Source organism: Saccharopolyspora sp. NPDC002376, assembly GCF_053593195.1.
Window position 1 is genome coordinate 43,684 of record NZ_JBSFBZ010000016.1, and the last position, 24,828, is coordinate 68,511.

Here is a 24,828-nt window from a genome sequence, read left to right on the forward strand (position 1 = left end):
TTGAAATGCCGCAGGCGTTTAACCCACCCTCGGCGCTTGTGCCGCCGCGGGTTCTCAGCGTTCGTCCTGGCGAGGACGGTCCACATACATAGGGCTGGGCACCCGCAGACCAGGCGGACGCTGAAGTTCCGCCACTTGCACCGCCACGCAAAACGAGTTCGAAGGCAAGCCTTCAGCTGCAGCCGCATTCCCGGAGTGCTCCGGTGACCTCGTCCAGGGCTCGGCGGCCGTCTTCGGCCGAGCTCGGGCCGTTGGACATCAGCGCGAACACCAGCAGCCTGCCGTCCTTGGTCACGACCGTGCCCGCCAGGCTGTTGACCCCGTCGAGGGTGCCGGTCTTCGCCCGCACCCACCCTCGGCCGTCGCTGCCGGCGTAGCGGTCCCGCAGGCTTCCGGTGCCACCCGCGATCGGCATGCCGGACAGCAGGCCTCGCAGCTTCGCCGCGTCCGGGGGCAGCCCGCCCTCCGGGCTGGCCGTGGTGGTCGCCGAGCTCAGCAGCTCGCCGAGCAGCTTGGGCGTGGTCTTGTCGTGCACCGACAGCCCGCTGCCGTCGGACATCGCAGTGCCGTTGACGTCGAAGCCGTGCTGCGCGAGCACGTCGCGCACAGCCTTCGTCGAACCCGCGAACGACGGATCAGCGCCGGTGGCGATGGCCACCTCGCGCGCGAGCACCTCGGCGAGCATGTTGTCCGAGTGCAGCATCGCGATGTCGACCATCTGCTGCACCGTCGGCGACTCGACCTGGCCGAGGACCTCCGCGTTCGGCCGCGCCGAACCCTTCGAGACCTGCGTCGCGCCGAGGCGATCGGCCAGCTGCTGCGCGGCCTGCATCGCCGGCTCGTTGGTCCGCGGGCTGTAGTCCTGGGTCGGGTCGTTGCGGCCGCCGTCGAGCATCACCGGCTCCATCGGCGCCATCATGCCCGCGCCCACGTCCTCCGGGAGCCAGCCCGGTGCGAGGTTCGGACCGGTGTACCGGCTGGTGTCGACCTGCACCGACGTCACGTTCCCGCCGGTCGCGGCCCGCACCTGGTCGATCAGGTCGTCGAACCGGGCGGCCCCGGGGTACACCGACTCCTGCCCGGCCGGCAGCGTCGACAGCGTCACGTCACCGCCGCCGACCAGCACCACGCTGCCCGGCTGGCTGCCGCGCACCACCTTGGTGGTCAGCCGCTGGTCGTGGTCGAGGACGAGCAGCGCGGCGCTCATCGCGAGCAGCTTGCCGGTCGACGCCGGGACCAGCGCCTGACCGGTGTTCTGCTCCCACAGCACCTGCCCGGTCCGGGCGTCCTTCACGACACCGGCGAGCGTGCCCAGCGCGGGATTGCCCAGCGGGCCGGCGAGCGCTGCGTCAAGCCCGGACCTGGTGGGCGCCGGCGCGTCCTGGCCGAGCGGCTTGATCTGCGGGTTGAGCCGGACGGGCGGCGGCGCATCGGCGATCTGCGCCTTCATCAGCGCGTCGACCACCTGCGGACCGAAGCCGATGCCCGCGCCGAGCAGCACGACGAGCACCGCCGCGACCGCGATGAGGCCCTTGCGGCTCCGCTTCGGCGGCGCCGCGACCCGCTGCGGCTGCTCCGGGACGGGCCCGATGTGCTGCGGCTGGGCTCGCAGTGCGGTGAGGCCCGCGAAGTCCTCGGGCGAAGCCGTGGGCTCGGGTTCCGCCCGCGGCGCGGTCATCCCGGCGAAGTCGGCGGGTGACGCGGCGGGCGGGGTCAGGCCCTGCGACGGCTTGGCGTACGGGGCTGTGAGACCGGCGAAGTCCTCGGGTGAGGCGGCCGGAACTCCCAGGCCGCCGCGGTTGTTCGTGGGCGTGGTCAGGGCGTTCAGGCCGGCGAAGTCCGCGGCGGACGCCGAGCGGGGAGCGTCGAAGTCCGGGCGGACGAACTGCTGGGTCTGCTCGGCCGGTTCGACCGGCGGCACCACCGGGATCCGCTGCGTCGCCGGACCCGGATCTGCCGGGGCGCGCAGGTCGGCGAGGTCGGAGAGCTCGAGGCGGGTGGTCCGCTCCACCTCCGACTCGGCGGGGATCTTGGCGATCTTCTGGGTGGACTCGACCGGCCGCTCGTCGGGGACGCGCGAGATCTTCTGCGTGCTGTCGATCGGCCCGAGCCCGGCGACGTCGACCCGGCTGATCTGCTGCGTCTGCTCGACGCCTGCGACCGGCGGCACGTCGGTGATCGGCCGGAACTGCTGAGTCTGCTCGACCGCGGTCTCCGGCGGAGCGGCCGGAGCAGGCGGCTTCTCGTCAGAGCTTTCCTTCTCGTCAGAGCTTTCCTTCTCGTCAGAGCTTTCCTTCTCGTCAGAGCTTTCCGACTCGGCGTCCTCCGACTCGGCGTCCTCCGACGACTCGTCGGCTTCGGCGTCCTCCGACGACTGCTCGGCTTCGGCATCCTCCGACGACTGCTCGGCTTCGGACCCTTCGGCAGGAGTCGACTCGTCCGACGGCCAGGACGGTTCCTGGTCGTCAGCGGTGTCCGAGTCCTGCTCGTCGGAGGTCGACTGCTCAGCCGCCTGCGACTCGTACGGAGTCGACTCGACGTCCTCCGACGACGACTTCTCCGCGTCATCGGACTTCTCGTCGGCGTTCTCCGGCGCCTCGGCTGCCTTTTCGTCAGACGACGACTCTTCAGCGGGCTCCTCGGCTGATTTCTCGTCCTCCTCCGCTTCGGAGGCAGCGTCGTCGGACGGTTCGTCGGCGGCGGATTCGTCCTTCTCAGCCGACTCCTTCTGCGCATCAGCGGAGTCCTCGGAGTCCGCTTCGTCGCTGAGGTCAACGGTTCCGGTCACTCGCCCGGAAGCTCCGGACGTCACTGCACCCGAGGCGTCGCTGTCCTCGGAGTCCGAGCTCTCGGCCTCCGCAGCGCTGTCAGACTCCTCGTCAGCCGACGCGCTCTCGGCAGCGGCGGGGTTTTCCGCGTCGCTCTCGGCGGCTTCCTCAACGTCCTGATCAGCCGGAGTGGACTCCGACTCATCGGTGGTGTCGTCGCTTGCCTCGGCGTCGTCGTCCTGACCAGCGTCGGCATCGGTCGAGTCCGCTACGTCGGTCTCCTCCGCAGCAGCGTCGCCATCGGCTTCGTCCGAAGCAGCGTCCTGATCAGCAGACTCCGAAGTCTCCTGCTCCTCGGTCGAGTCGTCGTCGCTCGCCGGCGTCTCGGATGCGTCCTGATCAGCGCTGACGTCATCATCAGACGCTTCAGCAGCGTCGGACTTCTCGGCAGCAGCTTCGGTCTCGGCAGCCGCGCTGTCGTCCTCAGCGGCAGGTTTCGAGTCATTGCTGCTGTCTGGCTGATCAGCCGAGTCGTCAGCGGAGGTCGACCCCTCAGCGTCACCCTGATCAGCGTCCGCGTCCTCGGCAACCGAGTCGGCCTCGAGGCTGCCCGCGACGCGCTTCGAGGCGCTCGCCTCGCCGCCCGACTCCGCCTTCTCGACGGTCTTCGACCGAGCCGTCTCGGCTTCCGCCGGATCCTCGGGTTCCGGGCCGACCAGCGCGCCCGACACGCGCTTCGACACGGTGGTTGTGCGCTTGGTCTCAGCGTCGTCCGCCGACTCGGCCGACTCCGGCGTCTTCTCGACATCATCCGAGGTCACAGCTTTGCCATCCGCGGTTCGGTCGGTCTCGGGTGGGGTGGTGTCCGACGCCTCCGGGGCGGGGGCTTCCGCAGGTCGGTTCGGCGACGGCGCAGCGGTTCGGCTCGGGCTCTCGCTGTCCGGTGACGACGTCCCGGCGTCGGATTCGGCCACCTCACCCCGGCTGTTCTGGGGTTCGGGCACGTGCTCCTCCTCGACGGATCGCCAGACTGCCAGATTGCGAGCTCCCACACTGCGGTGGGGCTCGGTGCGCTGCCGTGGTCCACACTAGACGTGGCCGCGCGCGGGAGCGGGCGGCTGCATCCGACGCAAGACGAGTGAGGAACCGCGTGGACTTCGACGTCACGATCGAGATCCCCAAGGGGAACCGGAACAAGTACGAGGTGGACCACGAGACGGGACGGATCCGTCTCGACCGGACGCTGTTCACCGCCACCCAGTACCCGGCCGACTACGGGTTCATCGAGGACACCCTCGGCGAGGACGGCGACCCGTTGGACGCGCTGGTGCTGGTCCAGGAGCCGACCTTCCCGGGCTGCCTGATCAAGTCGCGCGCCATCGGCATGTTCCGGATGCGGGACGAGAAGGGCGGCGACGACAAGGTCATCTGCGTGCCCTCGGACGACCCGCGCCAGGAGCACCTGCGCGACATCCACCACATCGCCGAGTTCTACAAGCTGGAGATCCAGCACTTCTTCGAGGTGTACAAGGATCTGGAACCGGGCAAGAGCGTGGAGGGTGCGACGTGGGTCGGCCGCGTCGAGGCCGAGGCCGAGATCAAGCGCTCGTACGAACGAGCCAAGGAACACGGTCACTGAACCCCGGCTCCAAGAACAAGCCCTCCCCGCTTCAAGCGCGTGGGAGGGCTTTTTCGTTTCGGCTGGTCGTGACCCGCGAGTCTTCGGTGTCGTTCTAGCAGCACAAAAGACTCACGGGCTTTTACCAGGCCAAACAGGACTGATCTCTTAGTTGTCCACAGGGTTGGGGATAACTGGCGGGTTCTGTGGACAAGTCTGTGGAACGGGATCAGTCCAGGCGGACGTCTCGGAGGAACCAGGTCAGGGCGAAGGCCAGGACCACCACGCAGCCTCCGATGAAGAAGACCGTGCTCATCGAGCTGGCGAAGCCCTCCAGGATCGGGTGGGCCAGGCGCGGGTCCAGGTGGTGCAGGAACGACGTGTCGTTCAGGTCCATCGGCTGGCCGTCGCGCAGTGCCTGCAGGAAGGCCTGGTTCGCCGGATCCGCGCTGACCGCCGGGTCCTGCGTCGCCGCGATGAAGTCCGGCGAGGACGCCGCGGCTCGCATCGCGTCCGCGATCCGGCCGCCGACCGTGCTGAACAGGATCGACAGGAACGCCGCCGCGCCCACCGTGCCGCCGGTCTGGCGGAACAGGTTCACCGACGCCGTCGCCACACCCAGGTCGCGCGGGGTGGCGTCGGTCTGCACCACCAGGGTCAGGGTCTGCATCAGCATGCCGAGCCCGCCGCCCATCAGCAGCGCCGTCGCCCCCACCTGGACCAGCGACGTGTCCACCTCGATCAGGCTGAACAGGAACAGCGAGCTGGCCATCAGCGCCGAACCGATGATCGGGAACACCTTCAACCGGCCGGTGCGGGCGATCAGCTGCCCCACCGTTCCGCTGGAGATCATGATCCCGGCGGTCATCGGCAGCAGCATCAGACCGGCCTCGGTCGGGTTCAGGCCCTTGACGATCTGCAGGTACAGCGGCACCGAGCTCAGCCCGCCGAACATGCCGATGCCGACCAGGAAGTTGAGGATGTTGCCCATCCGGAACGACGGCAGCCGGAACATCCGCAGCGGCAGCAGCGCCTCCGCCCCCATCCGCCGCTCGGCGAGCACGAAAAGCACCAGACCCAGCGTCCCGATGCCGAACATGGTCAGCGACAGCGACGACAGCCAACCCCACTCGCGTCCCTGCTCGGCAACGGTCAGCAGCGGCACCAGCAGCACGACCAGCGACGCCGCGCCCAGGTAGTCGATGCGGTGCTGGACGCGCTCGGTGGCGACGTTGAGCACCTTCGTCACGACGGCCAGCGCGACCAGCCCGACCGGCAGGTTCACCAGGAACACCCAGCGCCACCCGTCGATGCCGAGGAAGCTGTCCATCCCGGCGAACAGTCCGCCGACCACCGGCCCGATCACGCTGGCGCTGCCGAAGGTCGCCATGAAGTAGCCCTGGTATCGGCTGCGCTGCCGGGGCGGAACCATGTCCGAGACGATCGTCAGCGCCAGCGACATCAGGCCACCGCCGCCGAGGCCCTGGACCGCGCGGAAGGCGGCCAGCTCGTAGATCGAGTTCGCCATGCCGCACAGCAGCGATCCGGCCAGGAACAGCGAGATCGCGGTCAGGTACAGCGGTTTCCGACCGTAGATGTCGGAGAGCTTGCCGTACAGCGGGGTCGTGATGGTCGAGGCGATGAGGTAGGCGGTGGTGACCCACGCCTGCGCGGTCTGGCCGTGCAACTGGTCGGCGATCACCCGGATCGCGGAGCTGACGATGGTCTGGTCGAGCGCGCCCAGGAACAGCCCCAGCAGGAGGCCGGTGAGCACGGTCAGGATCTGGCGGTGGCTGAGCGCGGAAGCCGCGGGCCGTGCTGACGGCACAGCCGTTTCCGACATCTGTTCTCCTCGTTCGGAGCCGGCGTGCGAATCCGGCTGGAGCGCTGCGGCACCCCGACATCCCCAGAAATTTGCTTGCAGCACTCAACTAGTAGACGGAGACCAATATCCACCCCCCGAACGGGCGGAGCAACTTCCTTTCTCGCGCACCGGATCACGTCACCGATGCCGGGGCACCCTCCCCAACGCCGTGCCGTCGACGCGGCGCAGCACGACGACCGGGACCGTCGATGCGTGCTTGCCGCTGCCCGGCGTGAACCGCTCGCGCTGCGGTCGCTGCTGGTAGAACCAGGCCAGTTCGGTCCGCGCGCGGGACACCGCCCGGCGTCGGCGCAAGTACCTGCGGATTCCCGGAACGGCGAGCGCCAGTCCCGCCACGACCACCACCGTCGACCACAACATCGCGTCCCCTCCCGTCGCGGAAGGGAAATGCGCGGGGCGCCGGTTCATGATGCGGGTCGGACGCGCTCCACCCTTTTGGCCCAACGCGGCGGTGGTGGCGCTTGCGACCGCTCACGAGGCATGACGATGGCCCCCGCGTGTTCGCGAGGGCCATCGAGTCTTGATTCGAGGGCGCTACCGGCTACGCACTCGCCGGTTCGGTCCTACGACCGCGCTACCGATCGCCGACAGCGCGGGTTTCGGGGCCGCCCGTTGCAGTTCAGCGCTCCGACGCGGGCGGAGATGTGGCGGACCGCTGTGCTGGATCAGCCGCCCAGCTGCTGGTTTCCACCGAGCGGGCCGTGCTGGATCAGGTCGGTGACCGGCTCCAGCGGGAGATCGCCCGCGGCCGCCCTGCCGACCGGCAGGCTCTGGGTCAGGTTGCCGGCGAGGCCGCCGACCACGTCGCTACCGCCACCGAGGACCTCCGCCGGGTCACCGACGCGGCCCAGCGGGGTGCTGTTCACGACGCCGTTGACCGTCTCGCCGACCAGGTCCACGTCCTGCGGGAGCTGCTGCGGCAGCTGCGCGGGCTTGGTGGTGGGCTTCAGGTAGTCCACCGACGGCGCAACGCCGGGCGGCAGCATGTCGGTGACGCCGCTCCTGCCCACGGGCATGGTGTGCGCGACCGGGACGACGTCGCCGACCGGCAGGGTGCCGAGCAGCTGCTCCGGCAGGCCGGTGACCGCGTTGGTCTGCCCGCCGGCCTTGCCGGCCACACCGGTGAGACCGCCGAGCAGGTCCTTGGCGGGCAGGCCGCCCAGGAGGCCACTGGCGAGGTCGCCGAGCGGGTCGCCGCTGCGGCCGGCGAGCTGCCTGTCCAGCGGAACCACGTCGCCGATGGTCTGCTGCGCGGAGTGCAGCGTCCCCGCAGCGTGGAACGCGGTCTGCGCGAGGTTGTTGTCCGTGGGCAGTTCGGCGGGCAACTGCCCCGGCGCCGGCGCCGGCGCCGGCATCGGAACGGGTTCGGCGTTCGCAGCACCGGCGAATCCGACGGCACCAGCGCCGCCGACCAGCACAGCCGCCGCGGCCGTAAGGGTGCGCTTCATCTCGCAATCTCCTCTCTGCACAGGCCGAAATTCCTGTGCCCGGGCGGAGATTACGGAAGGATCAACCTCCACTATTCAGCGATCACTTAGGTGGGAAATGTAGACACTTGGTGACCGATTTCCCGTCCCTGCGCCCCACTTTCGAGCGAACAGACCTGGCGTGATTACTGGCTCGGCCCATTGATCGCTGCCGACGGCAACCGCCGCGCCTGCTCGGCCCGCAGCGCGTCCACCGCATCGGCGAACTCCGCGTACGCCTGGCGTTCGCTGTCGAACCGACGGTACCGCCCGACCCGCAGCTCCACCGATTCGTACTCCCGCTCCAAGGAGTCCGCGGTCCGCTGCAGCGCCTGCGCGCGGTCCCGGTACTTCGCGTACCCGGCGAAGGCCGCGGACACCGCGACCAGCAGGCTCAGCACCGCAGCCACCCAACGCATATCCACAATGGACATAGCAGTGGCGGTGACCGCAGCAGCAACTATCGAGCCGCCCACCACCACGGTCTGCAGGGCGTTGTCCTTCCACTGGTCGCGCCGCGCTTCGCCGCGGTAGCGCTCGACCAGCTCCGGCAGCTGCGCCCGGTAGCGCTTGTGCACCCCCAGCAGGTCCCCGTTCCCCAGTTCGTCCAGCAGGTTCTCGCGGTAGCCGTGCTCCAGCGCACGCAGTTCCGTCTCCACCGCGCGCACCTTAAAGTGCTGCTGGTAGACGAACCTCGCCGCCACCGCGATCGAGGCAACCGCCAGCACGAACACCACCGCGGCCGGTACCGCTATCCCCCATAACGCCAGCGCGATCGCTCCGAGGACCACCAGCAACAAGTTGCCCGGCACCGCCCAGAGCAGCAGCATCCGCTGAACCATCCGAGTGCGGTAGAGCTGCTCGGAGCGCACCGTGATCCGGCGCTCCCAGTCATCCGGTCGGTTGTCCCCGGCGAGCACTCCGCCGCCGACGATCCCAGCCATGTCCACTCGCTCCATCACTATCCTTCCAGCGCGTTAATGCGATCGAAGTAGCTACCGGAGCACCACGACAATCGACCAGGAGGGTGATGGTCGGTTCGTCCTTCCGGACGACTTCCGGCTGCGCCGGGTGATCGCCGCTGGGTTCGGAGGTCGTTCGCCGCGCGACACTCCGCAGTGATAACAGCGGTTACCGCCCGTCGGGCGGCTCGACCGGCTCCGGGGCCTGCCACTGTGGCAGCGCCGATCGCGCGACGACCAACCGGGGCTGGAGCGCGTGGACCGGTTTTCAGCCGAGCAATTCGGCGGAACGGTCGGCGTAGAACTGCACTGGGTCGACCGGTCGTCCGGCGACGTCGAGCTGGAAGTGCAGGTGCGGTCCGGTGGATTGGCCGCGGTTGCCCATCGTCGCGATGACCTCACCGGCCCGCACGGATTCACCAACTTCCGCGAAGTTGGAGTCGATGTGCCCGTACGTCGAAATGATGTCGCCGTCGTGCTGGATCCTGATCCACATGCCGTATCCGCTGGCCGGTCCGGAATCGATGACGACTCCTTCCGAAGCGGCCCGGATCGGGGTGCCTTCGTCGTTGGCGATGTCGACGCCGTTGTGCACGGTCCCCCAACGATCGCCGAATTCGCTGCTGATCTCGCCCGTGGTCGGCGGCACCCACTCCGCGTCGGACTCCGGGGCCTGCACAGGCCTCGGAGCAGCGATGTCGGCTGCGAAGTTGCCCGCGGGACCGGGGTCGAGGTCCGGCGCGGTCATGGCGGCGGACAGATCGGTCGCGGTGCACAGGATGCTGACTGCGAACAACGCGGCGAGACCGCCGAGTGCGGTCTTCTCTCGAATTGCCATCGGATTCCACTCCTCCCGCCATCCGCCGCATCGGGCGGTGGCCGGGCTGAATTCCGCATAGGCGCCGAATGCCGTTCGATCCGGCGCGGGGCGGCCCAGGAAGATTCCAGCCGAGGTGCTCGGGGAATGCATTCCGGAATGGCCCGATGGCATGAGCGGGAAAGGTTTTGCGCACATCGCCCGGAGGACTTGGAAAGTCCGCCACAAGAAACCGCGACGAACACCCTGAGTCCACAGTGGTCACAATTTTCGGTGAACCGGAGCCTGGTGGAATCCGAAGACCGTTCGGCTCCTCACGGACGGTGTCGAGCGGACATCCGGGCTCCGATTCACCCCTTCAACTCCGCAAAACTCACCTGATCGAGTGATCACCGTCCCGGCGTGGCGCCGTGACCGACGTCGATCCTTCGCAATCCGGGCGTCGACACGCTTCATCCCCAAGATCCACTCGACCGGGTGCGGACACGGCGGTCCGGTTGCGGTGAGCGATCGCGGGATCAGCGGCTTCCGCCCCGGTGACCGCGAACCTAGTGTGACGGCGGAGCGGGTCCATGCCGATGGAGGTTGCGATGTCGCGGATCGAGACAGTGGCGGTGCACGGCGGCGAACGGCGTCCGGGCCCGGAGGGCGCCGTGGTGTTCCCGATCTACCAGAGCACGGTCTACTCCGTGCCGCCCGGCACCGACTACCACGACCTCCGCTACATCCGGCTGAATTCGACGCCGTCCCAGTCGTATCTGCACGACAAGCTCGCCGCGCTGGAAGGCGCCGAGGCCGGGCTGGCGACCACGTCCGGCATGGCAGCGATCACCACGGCCCTGCACAGCGTGCTGCGCGCCGGGGACCACCTGCTCGTTGGCAACTGCCTCTACGGCGGCACGCACGACTTCCTGACCGAGCACGCCACCGACTTCGGCTGGGAGGTCACGTTCATCGACCCGCAGCGACCGGACACCTGGGAAGCAGCGCCCAACACCAAGGCGATCCTGGTGGAGAGCATCGCGAACCCGCTCATGCGCGTCGGAAAGCTGCGCGAGGTGGTGGAGTTCGCGCAGTTCAACGGCCTGGTGAGTCTGATCGACAACACCTTCGCCACGCCGGTCAACTTCCGCCCTGCCGAGCTCGGTTTCGACCTCTCCCTGCACAGCGCGACGAAGTACCTCAACGGCCACTCCGACATCGTCGCGGGTGCCGTCATCGGCCGCGCGGACCGCGTCGAACGCGTCCGCACCACGTTGAACCACTTCGGCGGAAGCCTCGACCCGCACGCCGGATTCCTGCTGGCCCGCGGCCTGAAGACGCTGGCGCTGCGCGTCAAAGCGCAGAACGCCAGCGCCCTGGAGTTGGCCGAATTCCTCGCCGCACAATCGAAAATCAGCGAGGTGAACTACCCCGGTCTGCCCACACACCCGGACCACCAGCACGCCGCAGAGCTGTTCACCGGCTTCGGCGGAATGCTCAGCCTCCGTCTCACCGACGGCATATCAGCGGCCCAATCCCTGATCGACGCGCTCCAACTCCCTTACGAAGCACCAAGTCTCGGCGGAGTGGAGTCCCTGATCACCCGCCCAGCCGCGACCTCGCACGCGGGCATGAGCCGCGAAGACCGCGAGGCCCTCGGCATCACCGACGACCTGGTCCGCATCAGCGTCGGCATCGAGAACACCGAGGACCTCATCGCAGACTTCACCCAAGCCCTCACCAAGCTCTGACCTCGCGTCGTCCGCGATCCCCTCCCCGACCACGAGTTCGGCGTCGAACGTGGTGAACCGGCCGCGCACCTCCGACACCCCGAGGTGCCGGATCGGGAAGCCGACCGAGGAGTGCAGCGGATCGAGCGCCCAACGTCCGGCGATGAGCGGGAGCGTGCCCAGCACCACGCCCGCCGGGACATCAGCCTCGTCCCGGTGACCGGACTCCCGCCGTCAACGCTCGCCCTGACCTATCCGCGAGCAGCGGAAACGTCGCAACTGCGAGCCTTCGCCGCAACCCTCGCCGAAGCCTGACAGCTCACACGCCGACGGTTCCGTCGATGGCTTCGCGGAGGAGGTCCGCGTGGCCGTTGTGGCGGGCGTACTCGTGGATCAGGTGCAACATCACCATTCGCAGCGACACGTCCTTGCCCCACCTGGCGTTGTGCACGGTCACGTCCAGCGACTCAGCCGCGCGCTCGATCCTGCGCGCGTGCTCGATCTCGTTCTGCCAAGCCGGAAACGCCTCCTCCCGACTAGATCTACTCGCGGCGTACGCAGCCTGGAAGTCGCCTTCGTCCGACCACACCAATGGGAGGTCGTGCTCTTCGTTGATGGTCCGCCGGAACCACGCCCGCTCCACCTCGGCCATGTGCCGAACCAACCCGAGCAACGACAACGTCGACGGTGGCATCGCCTGCTGCCGCAGCTCGTCGTCGCCGAGGTCCGCACACTTCATCGCCAACGTGGCGCGGTGAAAGTCCAAGTGCCCCCGCAACATCTCCCGCTCAGCACCGACGATCGGCGGTCCAACTCGCTCCACGACGCCCCTCTCCTGGTTCCCCGGTCATCATGCCCCCTTCTGCCGACCCGAAAAACAGGTTTTCCACGCCCGGTCCCTCCTGACCCCGGACTGCATCGAACGCAGCACCACAGAACGAAACGCCCAACCCCACAACCACTTCCGCACCTCCTTGCGGCGGCGTCACCCGGGTGATGGTCAATTTCGCGAGAAATTGACACAGCCCCGGGTGCCCCACGATCAGGGCCTGTCCGATGAGTCGTGCGACGGGCCGACAACCGTGGATGGGCAGGCGATCAGCCCTTGCGCATCAGCAGGTGGCCGTGGCGGAGCTGCCGTTCCTCCTCGTGCGGCTCGCGCAACATCCGTCCGACTTCGACGAACCCGGTTTTGCCGGCCAGCTCCGCGAGATCGTCGATCGGCCACCGGTAGGCGGTCGTCACCTTGTGGTCGAACGCCTCGATCAGCCCGTCTTCCGACTCGAAGAAGCCGAGCAAGAGGTGACCGCCAGGCGCGAGCACCCGCTGGAACTCGGCGAAGTACGAGGGCATGTCCTGCGGCGGGGCGTGAATGACCGAGTACCAGGACAGGATGCCCTGCAGCGTCCCGTCGGCGATGTCCAGGGCGTCCATGGAGCCGACCTCGAACCGCAGGTCCGGGTACGCCTCGCGAGCCAGATCGATCATCACCGGCGACAGGTCGACGCCGAAGACGTCCAGCCCCAGGCCCTGCAAATGCGCGGTCAGGAATCCGGGGCCGCACCCCAGCTCTGCGACGGGTCCGGCACCAGGGGTCCGAGCGAGCTCGGCGAACGCGGCGATCATGGCGCGGTCCAGCGGAAATCCGTTAAGCGAATCGCGGAAGAGTTCGGCATAAAGGACAGCAACGGCATCGTAGGCGCCCGCCGTTGCTTCGAGGTACGAGGAAGGTTCAGCCACGAGCGAGAACTCTAGAGCCACCGACCGACCAAACGGACAGGCTCTAGGTGAGGTCGTGCAGGAGTTCGTCGAGGGCGTTGGCGTTCGCCGGGTCGAACCAGATGGTCCGGATGCGCTCGTTGATACCGTTCGGCGTCTCGTGGCCCGCCGCGAGCTGGGACAGCGTCCGGGACTCGTCGCCCAAGGCACGACCGACGCTTTGGAACAACCGCGCGTGCTCCTCGGCCACCCGACCATGCTCACAAATCCGCGGCCCCGTCCAACGCCCACGGGCCGAGCGGTGGCTGCATCGACCCGGCGGTGCCACCATCGAACCACCGAAAGAGCCCTTGAAACCCGCCATGACCTGGACCGATCAGATCATCAAAAATTTTTCGACATGAGGTGTCGATCCCGGCGGCTACCGTTCGATGCGTTGATGAGAGCAAGCCGGAACAACATAGGAGCAGCAGATGCGCAACCTGATCGCCACCGCCTTCGTCTCGCTGGACGGCGTCGTCGAGGCCCCCGGTGGGGAGCCGGGCTACCGCAACGCGGGCTGGACTTTCAAGGACATCGAGTTCGACGAAGCGGTCTTCGAGATCAAGGGGCGCGAGCAGGAAGAAGCCACCGCCCTGATGATGGGCCGGGTCAGCTACGAGGCGTTCTCCCCGGTGTGGCCGCAGATGACCGAGGAATTCCCCCGCTACAAGACGATGCCGAAGTACGTCGTCTCCACCACCCTCAAGGACGAGGACCTGGTGGACAACTGGGGCGAGATCACCATCCTGCGCTCGCTGGACGACGTCGCCAAGCTCAAGGAGACCGAAGGCGGCCCGATCATCATCAACGGCAGCGCAACCCTGAACCGCAACCTCGCCGACGCCGGCCTGATCGACCGCTACCACCTGCTCCTCTTCCCTGTCCTCCTCGGAGCGGGCAAGAAGCTCTTCAGCGACACCGACAAGGACAAGCAGAACCTCAAGCTCGTCGAAAGCACCGCCTACTCCAACGGAATCCAAAAGCTCGTCTACGACGTCATCCACTGACCCCACGGCAACGCGCCCCCGACACCGGGGGCGCGTTGCCAGTTCCAGGGGTTACGCGCTGTCGATCTCCTTCCGGAGCGAGGCGACGAACCCCAGCAGCGCCCCGATGACCCCGGCCAAGACGTTCACCACGAAGCGAAGGCTAGGCCCTCCCCACACCCCAGTCACGATCCCGAAGGGAAATCGCAGGTCACGCCACCTTGCGGTTTTCCCAGCGCCCGCCCAGCCTGCGGCGGTCAGATCGCGGCGAGGGTTTCGGGGTCGAGGACCTTTGTGTTCTGGGCGGCTGCGACGCGCCATTCGCCGTCGTCCTTCGCCAGGACGTACAGCGGCGTGCCCGGGACCGCGTCGGGCTGTTCCACCACCAACGCGGACGGATCGTCGTGCCCGCGGAACACCTCGTCCAACGGCTGCCCGTCACGGGTGACGGGACGCTGCCGGATCTTGACCGCGGCGATGTCCGGACGGATGAACAAGATGTACGAGGCCTCGTAGGTAGCGGTCACGGGCATTTCGATCGTTGCGGGCAGCACCTTGTGGGTGAAGGCGCTGATCTCGTCGAAACCGGTCAGCCGCTTCCCGTGCGCGGTGGTCCACATGGCGTCCTGCCGGAACGCACTCATGAACGCATCCGGAAGCGCGTTCTGCTGGGCGTGCTCAACTCCGGAGACCAGAGCAACGATGGCATCCACATCCTCCTGTGGAACCTCGACCCCGGCGACCTGAACCGTCATGGCGCATCTCCTCGCTGCTACGAAACTCTCTGCATACCGCCGGAAATCCCGACCGGCACGAGATCAACGTAAAACCTCGACTTAAGTCGATATCAAGGTCCGCGACGCCTCGATTCGAGAACGCGGGAACTCACCGACGAATCAAGCAGCGCAGCGATACGCGATGGCCAGCTGAACAAGGCGGGCGGATACCCCGGACGGCAGCGCTGGTACCGCTCGGCGTCTGCACCGAACGTCGCCCGCAATCGCTCCCGGTCAGCGGTGCTCACAACACCAGAGTCCACCACGATCCGCGGTCAGCGCCAGATCAACGGGTACCGCTCGACCTCGTGATCGACGTGTGGCACCGGATGAAGAAGGGGTCCTTCTACATCGACGACGGGCTCACGGGCGACCAGCTGCCCATTTCCTTCGAGCAGGCGGCCGCGACAGCCGACGAGCACGTGCTGCGGGACGCCTTCGAGAAGAAGATCAACGGCGAGGAGGACCCGGGCGAGTACTTCATCGACCGGATCGACGAGATCATCGAGTCCGCCGAAGTGAGCGAAGAGCAGAACACGCCGGCGTTCTGGGAAGCCGACGGCTTCTGGGACGACTGCCCCGACGACGACTTCCCGGAAGACACCACCGCCTACCCGTACGTCGAGTTCACCTTCACCGCAACCGACGCCCGCTACGTCGCCCACATGATCCCCGGCACCCACTGGGCAACAGCGCAGTACTGCGACTAGAAAGCCAGTCAGGGGCGGCGGTTCCCCGGGCTCTTCAAAGCGACGAGGCGGTAGAGCGGGTCTGGGCGCGCCACGTCTTGGTCAGGTAGTCCGGCGAGGCGTCGGCGCACGTCCGCTACCTGGTCCGGCGTGGCATGCCTCCTCCAGGGAACGTGCCCGGACTCGATCGCTTCTCGCCACTCGCGCGGGCTGCGGCCCTGGCCGACCCCGGGGAACAGCGTCTCGCCCACGAGCTCAAGGCGGCTCTCAGCCAGCACCCGCGCACAGCGATCGGTCACTCGGGGCGCGTACTGACGTCGCAGCTCCGCAGTGGTCCGGGCGATATCGCTGTCCTCGACGAAGTACGCGTCGTCCTTGTCGACGGTGGTGATGAGCACCCCACCAGGACGCAACACCCTGGCTGCCTCGGCCAGCACCGGCGCGGAGTCGGGCAGCAGATGCAACACCAGACGATCACGACCGCGTCCACGCTTCCCGACTTCACCGGCAACCGCCCAGCCTCACCGCGCACGACACCGCCAGGTGCTCGCTCTGCGGCCAGACTCAGCATCCCGGACGAGCGGTCGACCCCCACCACTGTTCGCTCCGGCCGCAGCAGCCGACTCGTCACGATGCCGGGGCCGCACGCGATGTCCAGGATCACGGAAGGCCCCTGCGGCAGCAGCCGTTCCAGCGCGTCAGCCGCCGCCTGCGCCCTGGGCTCGCCACCCCGAGAAGCGTCGTACTCCCGAGCCTCAACGTCGTAATCGAGCACTCGCCCATCCCCGATCACCGCGGCACACCTCCGACGACCGCGTGCCATTTCCGTCCGCAGAGCCTACGCGCGGTTCACCCGACAACCGAGAACTCGACATGGAAGCAGGGGACCAGCCCTCGGCCAGCGCAAAAGAAAAACCGCAGGTCACCTGAGTGATCCTGCGGTCTTCCAGCGAGCCGCCTAAGGGAATCGAACCCTTGACCTACGCATTACGAGTGCGTCGCTCTGGCCGACTGAGCTAAGGCGGCATTGCGCGGTCAAGTGTAGCGGGCCCTCTCGACGGGGCGTGCAGGACCCCCGGTTCAGCCGAAGGCGGGCGTCACTTCGCCGGGTGAGCATCGTTGAGATCGGCGTGATGCCCGTCACTCGACCTGGAGGGGTCGGATGCGTGCTGTTCGCCGGTTCGGCGTGTGCGCTGCCGTGTCGTTGGCCGTAGCCGGGCTTTCGCTGCCCGCCGCCTTCGCGCAGAGCTCACCGCCGACCACGCCCATCCCCTCGCCAGCGGATCCCGGGCAGCCTCCGGCTTCCGTGTCGGCTCCGGCTCCCGGGACGATCGTCGCCGACGCCGGGACCCTGATCGGGATCGTGCGGATCCTGCCGAACACCGTGCCGACCGGCTCGATCCTCGGCGACCCGGACTTCGAGGAGAAGCTGCCGAAGCAGTCCGTCGCCGAGGCCGGGACAGGGTGGGCCATCGCACAGGCCAACTCCACAGCGTATTTCGCGCACGAGCGGTCGGTCGCCGAGGCGTCGCCGTTCGGGGTGTCGGTGCTCGGGAAGACCCCGCAGACGCCGGTCGGGTTGGCGCAGGCCGCGCTGCCGGACCGGGAGCAGCCGATCAGTACGAGCATGCAGCCGTCGAGTTCGCCGGCCGATCAGCTGGTCAAGCTCAATGGGTTGAACGGCAGCGTGCATGCCCGCTGGGACGAGAAGGCCGGGCCGTACGTGTCGCCGATCGCCGACGCCCGGTACTCGATGGGCAGCGCATCGGCCGTGAACGCGCTGCCGGAGGGGTTGTCGCTGGGCGGGCTGCTCAACGGCGGGAAGCCCACCGCGGACGGCACCGGGTCACTGCTGCGGGTGCCTGATGCCACGGAGGCTCACTCCAACATCCAGCTCGTCGACGTTCCCGGGCAGGACCGCAAGGCCGTCCAGTCCACCTCCAGCCTGCAGCTGGCGAGCGTTCGGCTCTTCGCCAGGACTCGCAGGAGATCCAGGTCGACGTGGTCGGCACATCGCGCCTGACCGCGACCGCCACCGGCAACCTATCAACCTCCACTGTGGACTACCAAGCGCCGGTGCTGGGGTTTCGCGCGGCGGAGAGGAGCTCGGAAGGCTCGACGCCGCGCACCCGAACCTGGACGTGCCGCTCCCCGGACTCGACCAGCACGTGGTCGACGCCGGCGTGATCCGGCTGAGCGTCGGCGAGCTCAAGAAGAACGTCGTAGGCACCGAAGTCCGCGCCGCAGCACGTCTTTTCGACCTCCAACTCCTGCGCGGCCACGCAGTCGGCCTGCCGACTTCGCTGGTGCAGGCGTCCTTCGGCGAGCAGATCGCCCGCGCCGGAGCCCCCGACGGCGGCGTGGACTACACGACCGCGCCGCCACCAGCCGCCGCGGCCCCAGCGGGCACCACCCCACAAGCGGTGGAACCCCTGGCCCTCACAAGCAGCGGCTACGTCGTCCCGCTGTTCTGGACCGGCACAGCCCTGCTCCTCATTGGCGCCATCATCATCGCCGTCCTCCCCCACCGGTCCCGTTCGTGACCACCATCAGCACGAGTCATACCCGCTCGATCGGGATGTCGTGGCTGGCGGCTCGCTGCTCGCCCCAGTCGTAGAGGGCCTGCAGCACCGGTGCCAGGCTCCGGCCTTCGGCGCTCAGGTGGTAGCTCACCCGAGGTGGCACCGCGTCCTCGACAACGCGGTCGGCCAGGCCTTCCCGCTCCAATTCCCGGAGCCGCTGGGTGATCATCTTCTCCGTGATGTCCGGGATTCTCCGGCGGAGTTCGCCGTAGTGGTGCGCTCCTCGACACCGCCGACGAGGTCGGACTCCCGGACGACCCAGAGTTCCGCTCGGCCTTCGTGGCCTACGTGGAGTGGGGAAGCCGAATGGCACTTGTGCTCTCCCGACCCGGCGCCCGCCCGAACCTCGACGAGCCGACGCCGCGCTGGGGCTGGGGCGAGGTCCGCCCTGACAGCAGGTCACGACCTAGTCCACTGTGGAGGTCAGCCGGTGTGGAGGGTGGCGAGCATCGCTTCTACCGCGATGATCGGCTTTACGTTCTGGGTCAGGGCTACTCGGCATTCGAGGACCGCGTCCAGGCGGCGGAGAGCCGACTCGGAGGTCCACTCCTGCGCTGCTTTGGCGATCGAGCGCTCGAAGTCCGGGTGGTTCAGGGGGGCCGGCGCGCCCGCTCGGGTCACCAGGACGTCGCGGTAGAAGCCCGCCAGGTCGACCAGGGCCAGGTCGAGGGCATCTCGCTGGGTGCGGGTGGCGCGGGACTTCTGGCGCTTCTCCAGTTCCTTCAGCGCCGCGTTGGCTCCTCGGGTTGCTGCGGCCGTGCCCTTGCCGGTGCCGCCCGCGCCCATCGCCGTCTTCAGCTCTTCCTTCTCCGCCTCGTTGCGGTCCTCGTTCGCCGTGGTCGCCTCGGTCTCGGCCAGCTTCACCAGGCCGGTCGCCGCGGTGAACACATCCGAGAACCTGCGCATGCCCGTCGGGATGCGCAGCACCGACTCGCGCCTCTCGCGCGCTTCCTCGTCGGTCGCCAACCTCCGCGCGCGGCCGATGTGGCCGCCGCACACCGACGCCGCCCACTGCGCGCGTTCGGCGTCGACGCCGTCGCGCTCGTGCAGCACCTCGGCGATGGCGTCGGCCAGCGGCGTGCGCAGCTGCACCACGCGGCAACGGGAGCGGATCGTGACGGACACGTCCTCCGGGTGGTCAGAGGGCGCGCAGAGCAGGAACACCGTGCGCGGGGGCGGCTCTTCCACCGCCTTGAGCAGCGCGTTCGCCGCGCCTTCGGTGAGACGGTCGGCGTCCTCGATGAGCACGATGCGCCATTGGCCGGTGGTCGGCCGGCGGGCTGCCGCCTGCACCAGGGAGCGCATCTCCGCGACAGAGATCGACAGGCCTTCCGGCGCCACCACGCGCACGTCGGCATGGGTGCCCTGCAGCACCGTCCGGCAGGCCGTGCAGCCTCCGCAGCCCACGGCTCCAGTGCACTGCAGCGCTGCGGCGAAGGCGCGAGCCGCGATCGAGCGGCCTGAGCCAGGCGGGCCGGTGAACAGCCAGGCGTGCGTCATGGCGCCTGGCGGGACCGGTTCGCCGCGAGCCTGGAGGCGAGCCGCGTTCGCCGCGGCGTACAGCGTCCGCACCGCATCGGGCTGGCCGACGACCTCCGCCCACACCCCGGTGTTCAGTTGCTCCGGAGCGTCGGTCCGCATCGCGTCGCCTCCCGTGTCGAGTGCGCGGGTCGTGAGTGGGAAAACCGGTTGGAGGCGGTTTTCGCACTCACGACTCTACGGTGCTGCCCCGACCGCGGACGGGGGCCTCAGCCGAACACGGCGAGCAAGATCATCAGACCGTGAAGACGAGGAACAGGTAACAGCCGATCGTCCCGGCCTTGTTCGTCTTCGGCTTCTTCATCTTCGAAGGCTGCTGCTGCGCCGGTCTTCGACCAGTTCCGGAGCCCGTGCGGACGGCGCCGCCGACTTGTGGGCCGGCGGCGCCGTGTGCGCCACGGTCAACGCATCCGGGTAGTGGTACAGAAGTGAGAGCGCCTGCGTGCCGTCCTGGCCCGACAGCGCGTCCCGCTGGGTTACGACGACTTCGACGAGGAGCTGGCCCTCTTGGCCGTGGTGCCGGTCGCCTTCTTCGTCGTGCTCGTGGTCTTCTTCGCCGCAGTGGTGGTCTTCTTCGCCGCGGTCGTCGTCGACTTCTTCGCGGTGGTGGACTTCTTGGCTGGGGCCTTCTTCTTGGCCGGGGCCTTGGCCCGCCGCTCCGCGAGCAGCTCCATCGCGCGGTCCATCGTCAGCGACTCGACGTCGTCACCCTTGCGCAGCGACGCGTTGGTCTCGCCGTCGGTGACGTACGGGCCGAAGCGGCCGTCCTTGATCACCAGCGGCTTGCCGGTGTCCGACGCCTCGCCCAGCTCGCGCAGCGGCGCCGCCGCTGCCCGCCGGCCACGCTGCTTGGGCTGCTCGTAGATCTTCAGCGCTTCTTCGAGGGTGATCGAGAAGATCTGCTCCTCGGTCTCCAGCGACCGCGAGTCCGTGCCCTTCTTCAGGTACGGGCCGTAGCGGCCGTTCTGCGCGGTGATCTCGTTGTCGCTCTCCGGGTCCTTGCCGACCACGCGCGGCAGCGACAGCAGCTTCAGCGCGTCGTCGAGGGTCACGGTGTCCAGCGACATCGACTTGAACAGGCTGCCGGTGCGCGGCTTGCCCTTGCTGCCCTCGGGCAGGACCTCGGTGACGTACGGGCCGAAGCGGCCTTCCTTGGCCACCACCTCGTGACCCGACTCCGGGTCGTTGCCGAGGCTGTGGCCCTCCATGGGAGTGGCGAACAGCTTCTCCGCGATCTCCAGGGTCAGCTCGTCCGGCGGCAGGTCGTCGGGCAGGTTCGCCCGCTGCGACGACTCGTCCTCCAGGGTCCGCTCCAGGTACGGGCCGTAGCGGCCGACACGCACGTAGATGGTGCGGTCCTGGTCGTCGGTGAACATCGGGATCGAGTTGACCTCCCGCGGGTCGATCTCCTCGACGCCCGAACCGACCAGCTTCTTCAGCCCGCCGACACGGCCGATCGAGCCCTCCGGGCCGACCGAACCGCCGAAGTAGAAGCCGGTCAGCCAGCTGGTGCGCTGCTCGCGGCCCTCAGCGATGCGGTCCAGCTCGTCCTCGAGCGTCGCGGTGAAGTCGTAGTCCACCAGCCGCTCGAAGTGCTTCTCCAGCAGCCCGACCACGGCGAAGGCGATCCACGACGGGACCAGGGCAGAGCCCTTCTTCCACACGTAGCCGCGCTCCTGCACGGTGCTGATGATCGAGGCGTAGGTCGACGGACGGCCGATGCCCAGCTCTTCCATCGTCTTGACCAGGCTGGCCTCGGTGAAGCGCGGCGGCGGGTTGGTGGTGTGCCCGTCCGGCGACAGCTCTGGCGCGGTGACCGGCTGGTCCTTGACCAGCTGCGGCAGCCGCGACTCGGCGTCGTCGGCGACGCCACCGGCCTCCGAGTCGACCGCCTCGACGTAGGCCTTCAGGAAGCCCGCGAAGGTGATGGTGCGGCCGGACGCGGCGAACGTGCACTCCTCGCCGCTGGCCGCGGTGCCGGTGATGCGCACCGACAGGGTGGTGCCCTTGGCGTCGGCCATCTGCGAGGCGATGGTGCGCTGCCAGATCAGTTCGTACAGCTTGAAGCCGTCGACGTCGTTGCCCAGCTCGGCGGCGACCGCGCCGGGGGTGCGGAAGCTCTCGCCCGCCGGGCGGATCGCCTCGTGCGCCTCCTGCGCGTTCTTCACCTTGCGGTTGTACTGGCGCGGCTGCGTCGGCAAGTACTGCTCGCCGTAGAGGTCGCGGGCCTGGTTGCGCGCCGCCGTGATCGCCGTCTCCGACAGCGTCGTGGAGTCGGTACGCATGTAAGTGATGTAACCGTTCTCGTACAGCCGCTGCGCCGTGCGCATCGTGCGGTCCGCCGAGAAGCGCAGCTTGCGGCTCGCCTCCTGCTGCAGCGTGGAGGTCATGAACGGCGCGTACGGCTTGCGCGTGTATGGCTTCTCCTCGGCGCTGGAGACGTGCAGCTGCACATCGGTCAGCGCCGCGGCGAGCGCGCGGGCCTCGTCCTCGCCCAGCACGCGGGTGTCGGCGTTCTTGAGCTGACCGTCCGGGCCGAAGTCGCGGCCGGTGGCCAGCTTCGCGGCGTCCACCGAGACCAGGCGGGCGCCGAAGCGGCGCGGCGAGGCGTCCGGACCGGCGTCCATCTGCGCGGAGATGTCCCAGTAGTCGGCCGGGACGAACTTGATCCGCTCGCGCTCGCGCTCGACCACGATCCGGGTCGCCACCGACTGCACGCGGCCCGCCGACAGCTTCGGCATGACCTTCTTCCACAGCACCGGGCTGACCTCGTAGCCGTACAGCCGGTCCAGGATGCGGCGGGTCTCCTGCGCGTCCACCAGGTCGTGGTCCAGGTCGCGCGGGTTCGCAGCGGCCGCCTGGATCGCTGACTCGGTGATCTCGTGGAACACCATCCGGCGCACCGGCACCTTCGGCTTCAGCGTCTCCAGCAGGTGCCAGGCGATCGCCTCGCCCTCGCGGTCACCGTCAGTGGCGAGGTAGAGCTCGTCGACCTGCTTGAGGGCGTCCTTCAGCTCGGTGACCGTGGACTTCTTGTCGGAGGAGACCAGGTACAGCGGTTCGAAGTCGTTCTCGACGTCCACGCCGAGCCGGGCCCAGGCCTGGCCCTTGTACTTCTCCGGCACGTCCTTGGCGTTCTTGGGCAGGTCCCGGATGTGGCCGCGGGAGGACTCCACGATGAACTTCGAGCCGAGGTAGGAGGCGATCTTCTTGGCCTTCGCAGGCGACTCGACGATCACCAGACGCCGACCGCCGGAGCCAGCCCCGCTGTTGGGGGACCCCGAAGCCCGGCCGGTCCCGCCAGCCTTCTTCGTCCGTGTCGACCCAGCCACGCTTACCTGCTCTCTTCTCCCGGAAGCATCCTTTGCTACCCGACAAGTTCTTCAGTGTGCCCCGTGCGCAGTCAGATGCGCTGCCCGGGAAGGCACAGGGTTGCACATAACACGCCTGTGCACGTCGGCGTCTCGCCCTACGAACGTATCGGGTGACGAAAGTGTTCCGTTGCGTGACCTGGCGTGATATGCGTCAAACCGCCCAGGACACCAACGGCCACGTTCGCTCGATCGCACCATCGGGCATCGGCCCGACCAGCTCGACGAGCCTGGCCAGATGCTTGCGCCCGGTGACGCGGAGCGCCGGGCCACCCGCGCGCGGACCGACCGGCTTGGCCGGGAGGCCGCAGCGGGCTAGCGCCGCGGCCAGCGGCGCGTGCGTGTCCGGGGCGTGCGGGTCGAGCCCGAGGCGATAGCCGGCGGGCTCGGCGGAGCCCGCGGTCAGCGCCCAGATCCGCAGGGTGGCGCCGTCCGGGACGAAACCGGCCGGGACGGACTTCACCGCGCCTCGCAGCCAGTGCGCGGCGAGACCGGTGAGATCGCTGCGGAACGCGGTGCGGATCAGCGGGTGCCCTTCTTCGGAGCGGCCGAGCTCGGCGTCCACCCCGCGCTGCGCGCACGCCTCGACCAGGGATCGGGCGCGCCACTCGGCGTCGACCACGACCGACAGCCGGGCGGCGGTGCCGCGGCCGAAGCCGACCGCTTGGCCCGGTCCGCACAGCATGCCCGCCAGGTCGGCGACGACGGGTTGCCTCGCCTCGGCCGAGTAGAAGGACAGCTGGCCCACGGCCCGCATGCTAGAACAGCAGTTCGACCTGCGCCATGCCTTCCACCCGATTGCGCGAACGGAAACCACAGTTTCAATTGAAACTGTGGTCCTACCAGCTCCGGGCCCAGGCGAAGATCCGCAATTTCCAATTGAGCCCTTTTTCATCCTGTCCGGCTGGTGACCGCGAAGCACGACCGACACCGCGCGTCGCGGGTCGCATGCGCCGCAGGCGCATAGCCCACCCCCGCAACCGGCACCGCCGCGGGTTCTCAGACTGTGCCCGCCCGACCTGGGCTCTTGGCGAGGCCAGTCCCGTTTGCCGTGTATTGGACATACATAAAAACGGGATCCCGCAGCCAGGCGGCGCCTGAGGTTCCGCCACCCGCACCGCCACGCAAAACGAGCCTGGAAAAACCTCAATGGAAATTGCGGACTCATCGGGCTGATGGGGTCAGCGGGGTGGCTGTTTGTCTTTGGGCTTGGTGAAGAAGGTCTGGCACTCGGGGGCTTGGTGGGCCGCCGCGTTGAGCTCCGCGTTCTGCTCCAGCTGGACCAGCTTCTGCTTCAGGTCCAGGTGGCTGCCCTTGTCCAGCTCCTGCTGGAGGTCGGTCATGCCCTGCTCGAAGCGCTGCTTGTCGCCGGTGTCGATCTGCTCGGCCTTGCCTCGCGCGCCGCGCAGGAGGTCGCGGACCTCGGTGAAGCCGTCCTCGAAGCCGACGCCGATCTGCTCCGCTCCCTTGACCGGCGGTGCGCCGAGGTCCTTCAGGCCGCGCGCCGTGTCGTCGGCGGACTTCTCGGCGGCGTCGATGCGGGCGATCAGCGACTTCTTCACCGCGGCGGTGTTGCTCCGGTCCAGCTCGGGCATGCGCTGCTGGGACTCGCTGAAGCCGCTGACCAGACCGCACACCCTGCCGGTCCAGTTGACCGCCTCCGCGCTCGGCTCGGGCGGCTGCCCCGGGGCGTTGACCGGTCCCCCGGCGCAACCTGCCAGCACGAACGGGACGGCGGCCAGCACCGCGATGGGCGTCGAACGAAACTTCATGCGCACTCCTCGCACAGATCGGAGTTGCCTTCGGCGTGCCGCAAGACTCTCCCTCACCCCCGATCCCGCCCCGGAACCCGGGGGCGCCGTGCGGCAGAAGCCCCAGCGCACGACGGAGGGCGCC

At 68.5% G+C, this 24,828-nt stretch carries 23 protein-coding genes, 1 tRNA gene and 1 pseudogene; 7 read left to right on the forward strand and 18 right to left on the reverse strand.

The window, feature by feature from the left end; all coding sequences use genetic code 11:
- Window positions 1-172: 172 nt before the first annotated feature.
- Window positions 173-3,772, reverse strand: a complete 3,600-nt coding sequence (gene dacB, locus ACWCO2_RS13550; protein ID WP_450128037.1) for a D-alanyl-D-alanine carboxypeptidase/D-alanyl-D-alanine endopeptidase — start codon at window positions 3,770-3,772, stop codon at window positions 173-175.
- A 146-nt stretch (window positions 3,773-3,918) separates the two neighbouring features.
- Between dacB and ACWCO2_RS13555 the strand changes: the two genes are divergently transcribed.
- The gene (locus tag ACWCO2_RS13555; RefSeq protein ID WP_450128038.1) at window positions 3,919-4,407 is read left to right on the forward strand and encodes an inorganic diphosphatase; all 489 of its coding nucleotides are present in this window, start codon (window positions 3,919-3,921) and stop codon (window positions 4,405-4,407) included.
- A gap of 208 nt (window positions 4,408-4,615) precedes the next feature.
- On the opposite strand, the gene ACWCO2_RS13560 is transcribed toward ACWCO2_RS13555, so the two are convergent.
- The 5 genes from ACWCO2_RS13560 to ACWCO2_RS13580 all read right to left on the reverse strand — a co-directional run bounded on the left by ACWCO2_RS13560 (window position 4,616) and on the right by ACWCO2_RS13580 (window position 9,537).
- Window positions 4,616-6,229: an MDR family MFS transporter gene (locus ACWCO2_RS13560; protein ID WP_450128039.1), complete on the reverse strand. Its 1,614-nt coding sequence runs from the start codon at window positions 6,227-6,229 to the stop codon at window positions 4,616-4,618.
- A 159-nt stretch (window positions 6,230-6,388) separates the two neighbouring features.
- Window positions 6,389-6,631, reverse strand: a complete 243-nt coding sequence (locus ACWCO2_RS13565; RefSeq protein WP_450128040.1) for a hypothetical protein — start codon at window positions 6,629-6,631, stop codon at window positions 6,389-6,391.
- 305 nt (window positions 6,632-6,936) lie between these two features.
- Window positions 6,937-7,719, reverse strand: coding sequence for a hypothetical protein (locus tag ACWCO2_RS13570; RefSeq protein ID WP_450128041.1), 783 nt, complete (start codon window positions 7,717-7,719; stop codon window positions 6,937-6,939).
- Between the two features lie 164 nt (window positions 7,720-7,883).
- Window positions 7,884-8,696, reverse strand: a complete 813-nt coding sequence (locus tag ACWCO2_RS13575; RefSeq protein ID WP_450128042.1) for a DUF4231 domain-containing protein — start codon at window positions 8,694-8,696, stop codon at window positions 7,884-7,886.
- 271 nt (window positions 8,697-8,967) lie between these two features.
- Complete coding sequence (locus ACWCO2_RS13580) at window positions 8,968-9,537, reverse strand: M23 family metallopeptidase (RefSeq protein WP_450128043.1); 570 nt, start codon at window positions 9,535-9,537, stop codon at window positions 8,968-8,970.
- 551 nt (window positions 9,538-10,088) lie between these two features.
- On the opposite strand from ACWCO2_RS13580, the gene ACWCO2_RS13585 reads away from it, so the two are divergent.
- Both ACWCO2_RS13585 and ACWCO2_RS13590 read left to right on the forward strand, forming a co-directional pair.
- On the forward strand, window positions 10,089-11,249 hold the full coding sequence (locus tag ACWCO2_RS13585; protein ID WP_450128044.1) for a trans-sulfuration enzyme family protein: 1,161 nt from the start codon (window positions 10,089-10,091) through the stop codon (window positions 11,247-11,249).
- 84 nt (window positions 11,250-11,333) lie between these two features.
- Complete coding sequence (locus ACWCO2_RS13590) at window positions 11,334-11,543, forward strand: hypothetical protein (RefSeq protein WP_450128114.1); 210 nt, start codon at window positions 11,334-11,336, stop codon at window positions 11,541-11,543.
- A gap of 4 nt (window positions 11,544-11,547) precedes the next feature.
- On the opposite strand, the gene ACWCO2_RS13595 is transcribed toward ACWCO2_RS13590, so the two are convergent.
- From ACWCO2_RS13595 to ACWCO2_RS13605, 3 genes are all read right to left on the reverse strand, one after another.
- Complete coding sequence (locus ACWCO2_RS13595; protein WP_450128112.1) at window positions 11,548-12,009, reverse strand: DinB family protein; 462 nt, start codon at window positions 12,007-12,009, stop codon at window positions 11,548-11,550.
- A 317-nt stretch (window positions 12,010-12,326) separates the two neighbouring features.
- Complete coding sequence (locus ACWCO2_RS13600) at window positions 12,327-12,968, reverse strand: class I SAM-dependent methyltransferase (protein ID WP_450128045.1); 642 nt, start codon at window positions 12,966-12,968, stop codon at window positions 12,327-12,329.
- A gap of 43 nt (window positions 12,969-13,011) precedes the next feature.
- Window positions 13,012-13,197 (reverse strand): hypothetical protein, encoded by a 186-nt coding sequence (locus ACWCO2_RS13605; RefSeq protein ID WP_450128046.1) that lies wholly within the window; start codon window positions 13,195-13,197, stop codon window positions 13,012-13,014.
- A 223-nt stretch (window positions 13,198-13,420) separates the two neighbouring features.
- Between ACWCO2_RS13605 and ACWCO2_RS13610 the strand changes: the two genes are divergently transcribed.
- Window positions 13,421-13,996 carry a dihydrofolate reductase family protein gene (locus tag ACWCO2_RS13610; RefSeq protein WP_450128047.1) on the forward strand — a complete coding sequence of 192 codons (576 nt, stop codon included), beginning with the start codon at window positions 13,421-13,423 and terminating at the stop codon, window positions 13,994-13,996.
- 236 nt (window positions 13,997-14,232) lie between these two features.
- On the opposite strand, the gene ACWCO2_RS13615 is transcribed toward ACWCO2_RS13610, so the two are convergent.
- Window positions 14,233-14,730, reverse strand: coding sequence for an SgcJ/EcaC family oxidoreductase (locus ACWCO2_RS13615; RefSeq protein ID WP_450128048.1), 498 nt, complete (start codon window positions 14,728-14,730; stop codon window positions 14,233-14,235).
- Between the two features lie 329 nt (window positions 14,731-15,059).
- On the opposite strand from ACWCO2_RS13615, the gene ACWCO2_RS13620 reads away from it, so the two are divergent.
- Window positions 15,060-15,461: a hypothetical protein gene (locus ACWCO2_RS13620; RefSeq protein ID WP_450128049.1), complete on the forward strand. Its 402-nt coding sequence runs from the start codon at window positions 15,060-15,062 to the stop codon at window positions 15,459-15,461.
- A gap of 8 nt (window positions 15,462-15,469) precedes the next feature.
- Here the strand turns inward: ACWCO2_RS13620 and ACWCO2_RS13625 are convergent, their stop codons facing one another.
- The 3 genes and pseudogenes from ACWCO2_RS13625 to ACWCO2_RS13635 form a co-directional block, all read right to left on the reverse strand.
- Complete coding sequence (locus ACWCO2_RS13625; protein ID WP_450128115.1) at window positions 15,470-15,907, reverse strand: hypothetical protein; 438 nt, start codon at window positions 15,905-15,907, stop codon at window positions 15,470-15,472.
- 26 nt (window positions 15,908-15,933) lie between these two features.
- Window positions 15,934-16,263: pseudogene (locus ACWCO2_RS13630) on the reverse strand (class I SAM-dependent methyltransferase); the annotation flags it as partial.
- 129 nt (window positions 16,264-16,392) lie between these two features.
- Window positions 16,393-16,466 (reverse strand) — tRNA-Thr (locus ACWCO2_RS13635).
- A gap of 136 nt (window positions 16,467-16,602) precedes the next feature.
- Here ACWCO2_RS13635 and ACWCO2_RS13640 point away from each other — a divergent pair.
- Window positions 16,603-17,463 carry a hypothetical protein gene (locus ACWCO2_RS13640; protein ID WP_450128050.1) on the forward strand — a complete coding sequence of 287 codons (861 nt, stop codon included), beginning with the start codon at window positions 16,603-16,605 and terminating at the stop codon, window positions 17,461-17,463.
- Between the two features lie 118 nt (window positions 17,464-17,581).
- On the forward strand, window positions 17,582-17,983 hold the full coding sequence (locus tag ACWCO2_RS13645) for a hypothetical protein (RefSeq protein WP_450128051.1): 402 nt from the start codon (window positions 17,582-17,584) through the stop codon (window positions 17,981-17,983).
- A gap of 16 nt (window positions 17,984-17,999) precedes the next feature.
- On the opposite strand, the gene ACWCO2_RS13650 is transcribed toward ACWCO2_RS13645, so the two are convergent.
- From ACWCO2_RS13650 to ACWCO2_RS13670, 5 genes are all read right to left on the reverse strand, one after another.
- On the reverse strand, window positions 18,000-18,191 hold the full coding sequence (locus ACWCO2_RS13650) for a winged helix-turn-helix transcriptional regulator (RefSeq protein WP_450128052.1): 192 nt from the start codon (window positions 18,189-18,191) through the stop codon (window positions 18,000-18,002).
- Window positions 18,192-18,445: 254 nt separating this feature from the next.
- On the reverse strand, window positions 18,446-19,663 hold the full coding sequence (locus ACWCO2_RS13655; protein WP_450128053.1) for a DNA polymerase III subunit delta': 1,218 nt from the start codon (window positions 19,661-19,663) through the stop codon (window positions 18,446-18,448).
- Window positions 19,664-20,037: 374 nt separating this feature from the next.
- Window positions 20,038-22,893 carry a type I DNA topoisomerase gene (gene topA / locus ACWCO2_RS13660; protein ID WP_450128054.1) on the reverse strand — a complete coding sequence of 952 codons (2,856 nt, stop codon included), beginning with the start codon at window positions 22,891-22,893 and terminating at the stop codon, window positions 20,038-20,040.
- Between the two features lie 193 nt (window positions 22,894-23,086).
- A complete protein-coding gene (locus tag ACWCO2_RS13665) occupies window positions 23,087-23,689 on the reverse strand; it encodes a hypothetical protein (protein ID WP_450128055.1) in 603 nt (200 codons plus the stop codon).
- A gap of 424 nt (window positions 23,690-24,113) precedes the next feature.
- Window positions 24,114-24,704, reverse strand: coding sequence for a hypothetical protein (locus ACWCO2_RS13670; protein ID WP_450128056.1), 591 nt, complete (start codon window positions 24,702-24,704; stop codon window positions 24,114-24,116).
- Between the last annotated feature and the right edge of the window lie 124 nt (window positions 24,705-24,828).

Coding starts and splice junctions, on each gene's coding strand:
- ACWCO2_RS13560 (WP_450128039.1), bottom strand. CDS start 6,229: ATGTCGGAAACGGCTGTGCCGTCAGCACGGCCCGCGGCTTCCGCGCTC.
- ACWCO2_RS13565 (WP_450128040.1), bottom strand. CDS start 6,631: ATGTTGTGGTCGACGGTGGTGGTCGTGGCGGGACTGGCGCTCGCCGTT.
- ACWCO2_RS13570 (WP_450128041.1), bottom strand. CDS start 7,719: ATGAAGCGCACCCTTACGGCCGCGGCGGCTGTGCTGGTCGGCGGCGCT.
- ACWCO2_RS13575 (WP_450128042.1), bottom strand. CDS start 8,696: ATGGAGCGAGTGGACATGGCTGGGATCGTCGGCGGCGGAGTGCTCGCC.
- ACWCO2_RS13580 (WP_450128043.1), bottom strand. CDS start 9,537: ATGGCAATTCGAGAGAAGACCGCACTCGGCGGTCTCGCCGCGTTGTTC.
- ACWCO2_RS13585 (WP_450128044.1), top strand. CDS start 10,089: ATGCCGATGGAGGTTGCGATGTCGCGGATCGAGACAGTGGCGGTGCAC.
- ACWCO2_RS13595 (WP_450128112.1), bottom strand. CDS start 12,009: ATGTTGCGGGGGCACTTGGACTTTCACCGCGCCACGTTGGCGATGAAG.
- ACWCO2_RS13610 (WP_450128047.1), top strand. CDS start 13,421: ATGCGCAACCTGATCGCCACCGCCTTCGTCTCGCTGGACGGCGTCGTC.
- ACWCO2_RS13615 (WP_450128048.1), bottom strand. CDS start 14,730: ATGACGGTTCAGGTCGCCGGGGTCGAGGTTCCACAGGAGGATGTGGAT.
- ACWCO2_RS13640 (WP_450128050.1), top strand. CDS start 16,603: ATGCGTGCTGTTCGCCGGTTCGGCGTGTGCGCTGCCGTGTCGTTGGCC.
- ACWCO2_RS13650 (WP_450128052.1), bottom strand. CDS start 18,191: ATGATCACCCAGCGGCTCCGGGAATTGGAGCGGGAAGGCCTGGCCGAC.
- ACWCO2_RS13655 (WP_450128053.1), bottom strand. CDS start 19,663: ATGCGGACCGACGCTCCGGAGCAACTGAACACCGGGGTGTGGGCGGAG.
- ACWCO2_RS13665 (WP_450128055.1), bottom strand. CDS start 23,689: ATGCGGGCCGTGGGCCAGCTGTCCTTCTACTCGGCCGAGGCGAGGCAA.
- ACWCO2_RS13670 (WP_450128056.1), bottom strand. CDS start 24,704: ATGAAGTTTCGTTCGACGCCCATCGCGGTGCTGGCCGCCGTCCCGTTC.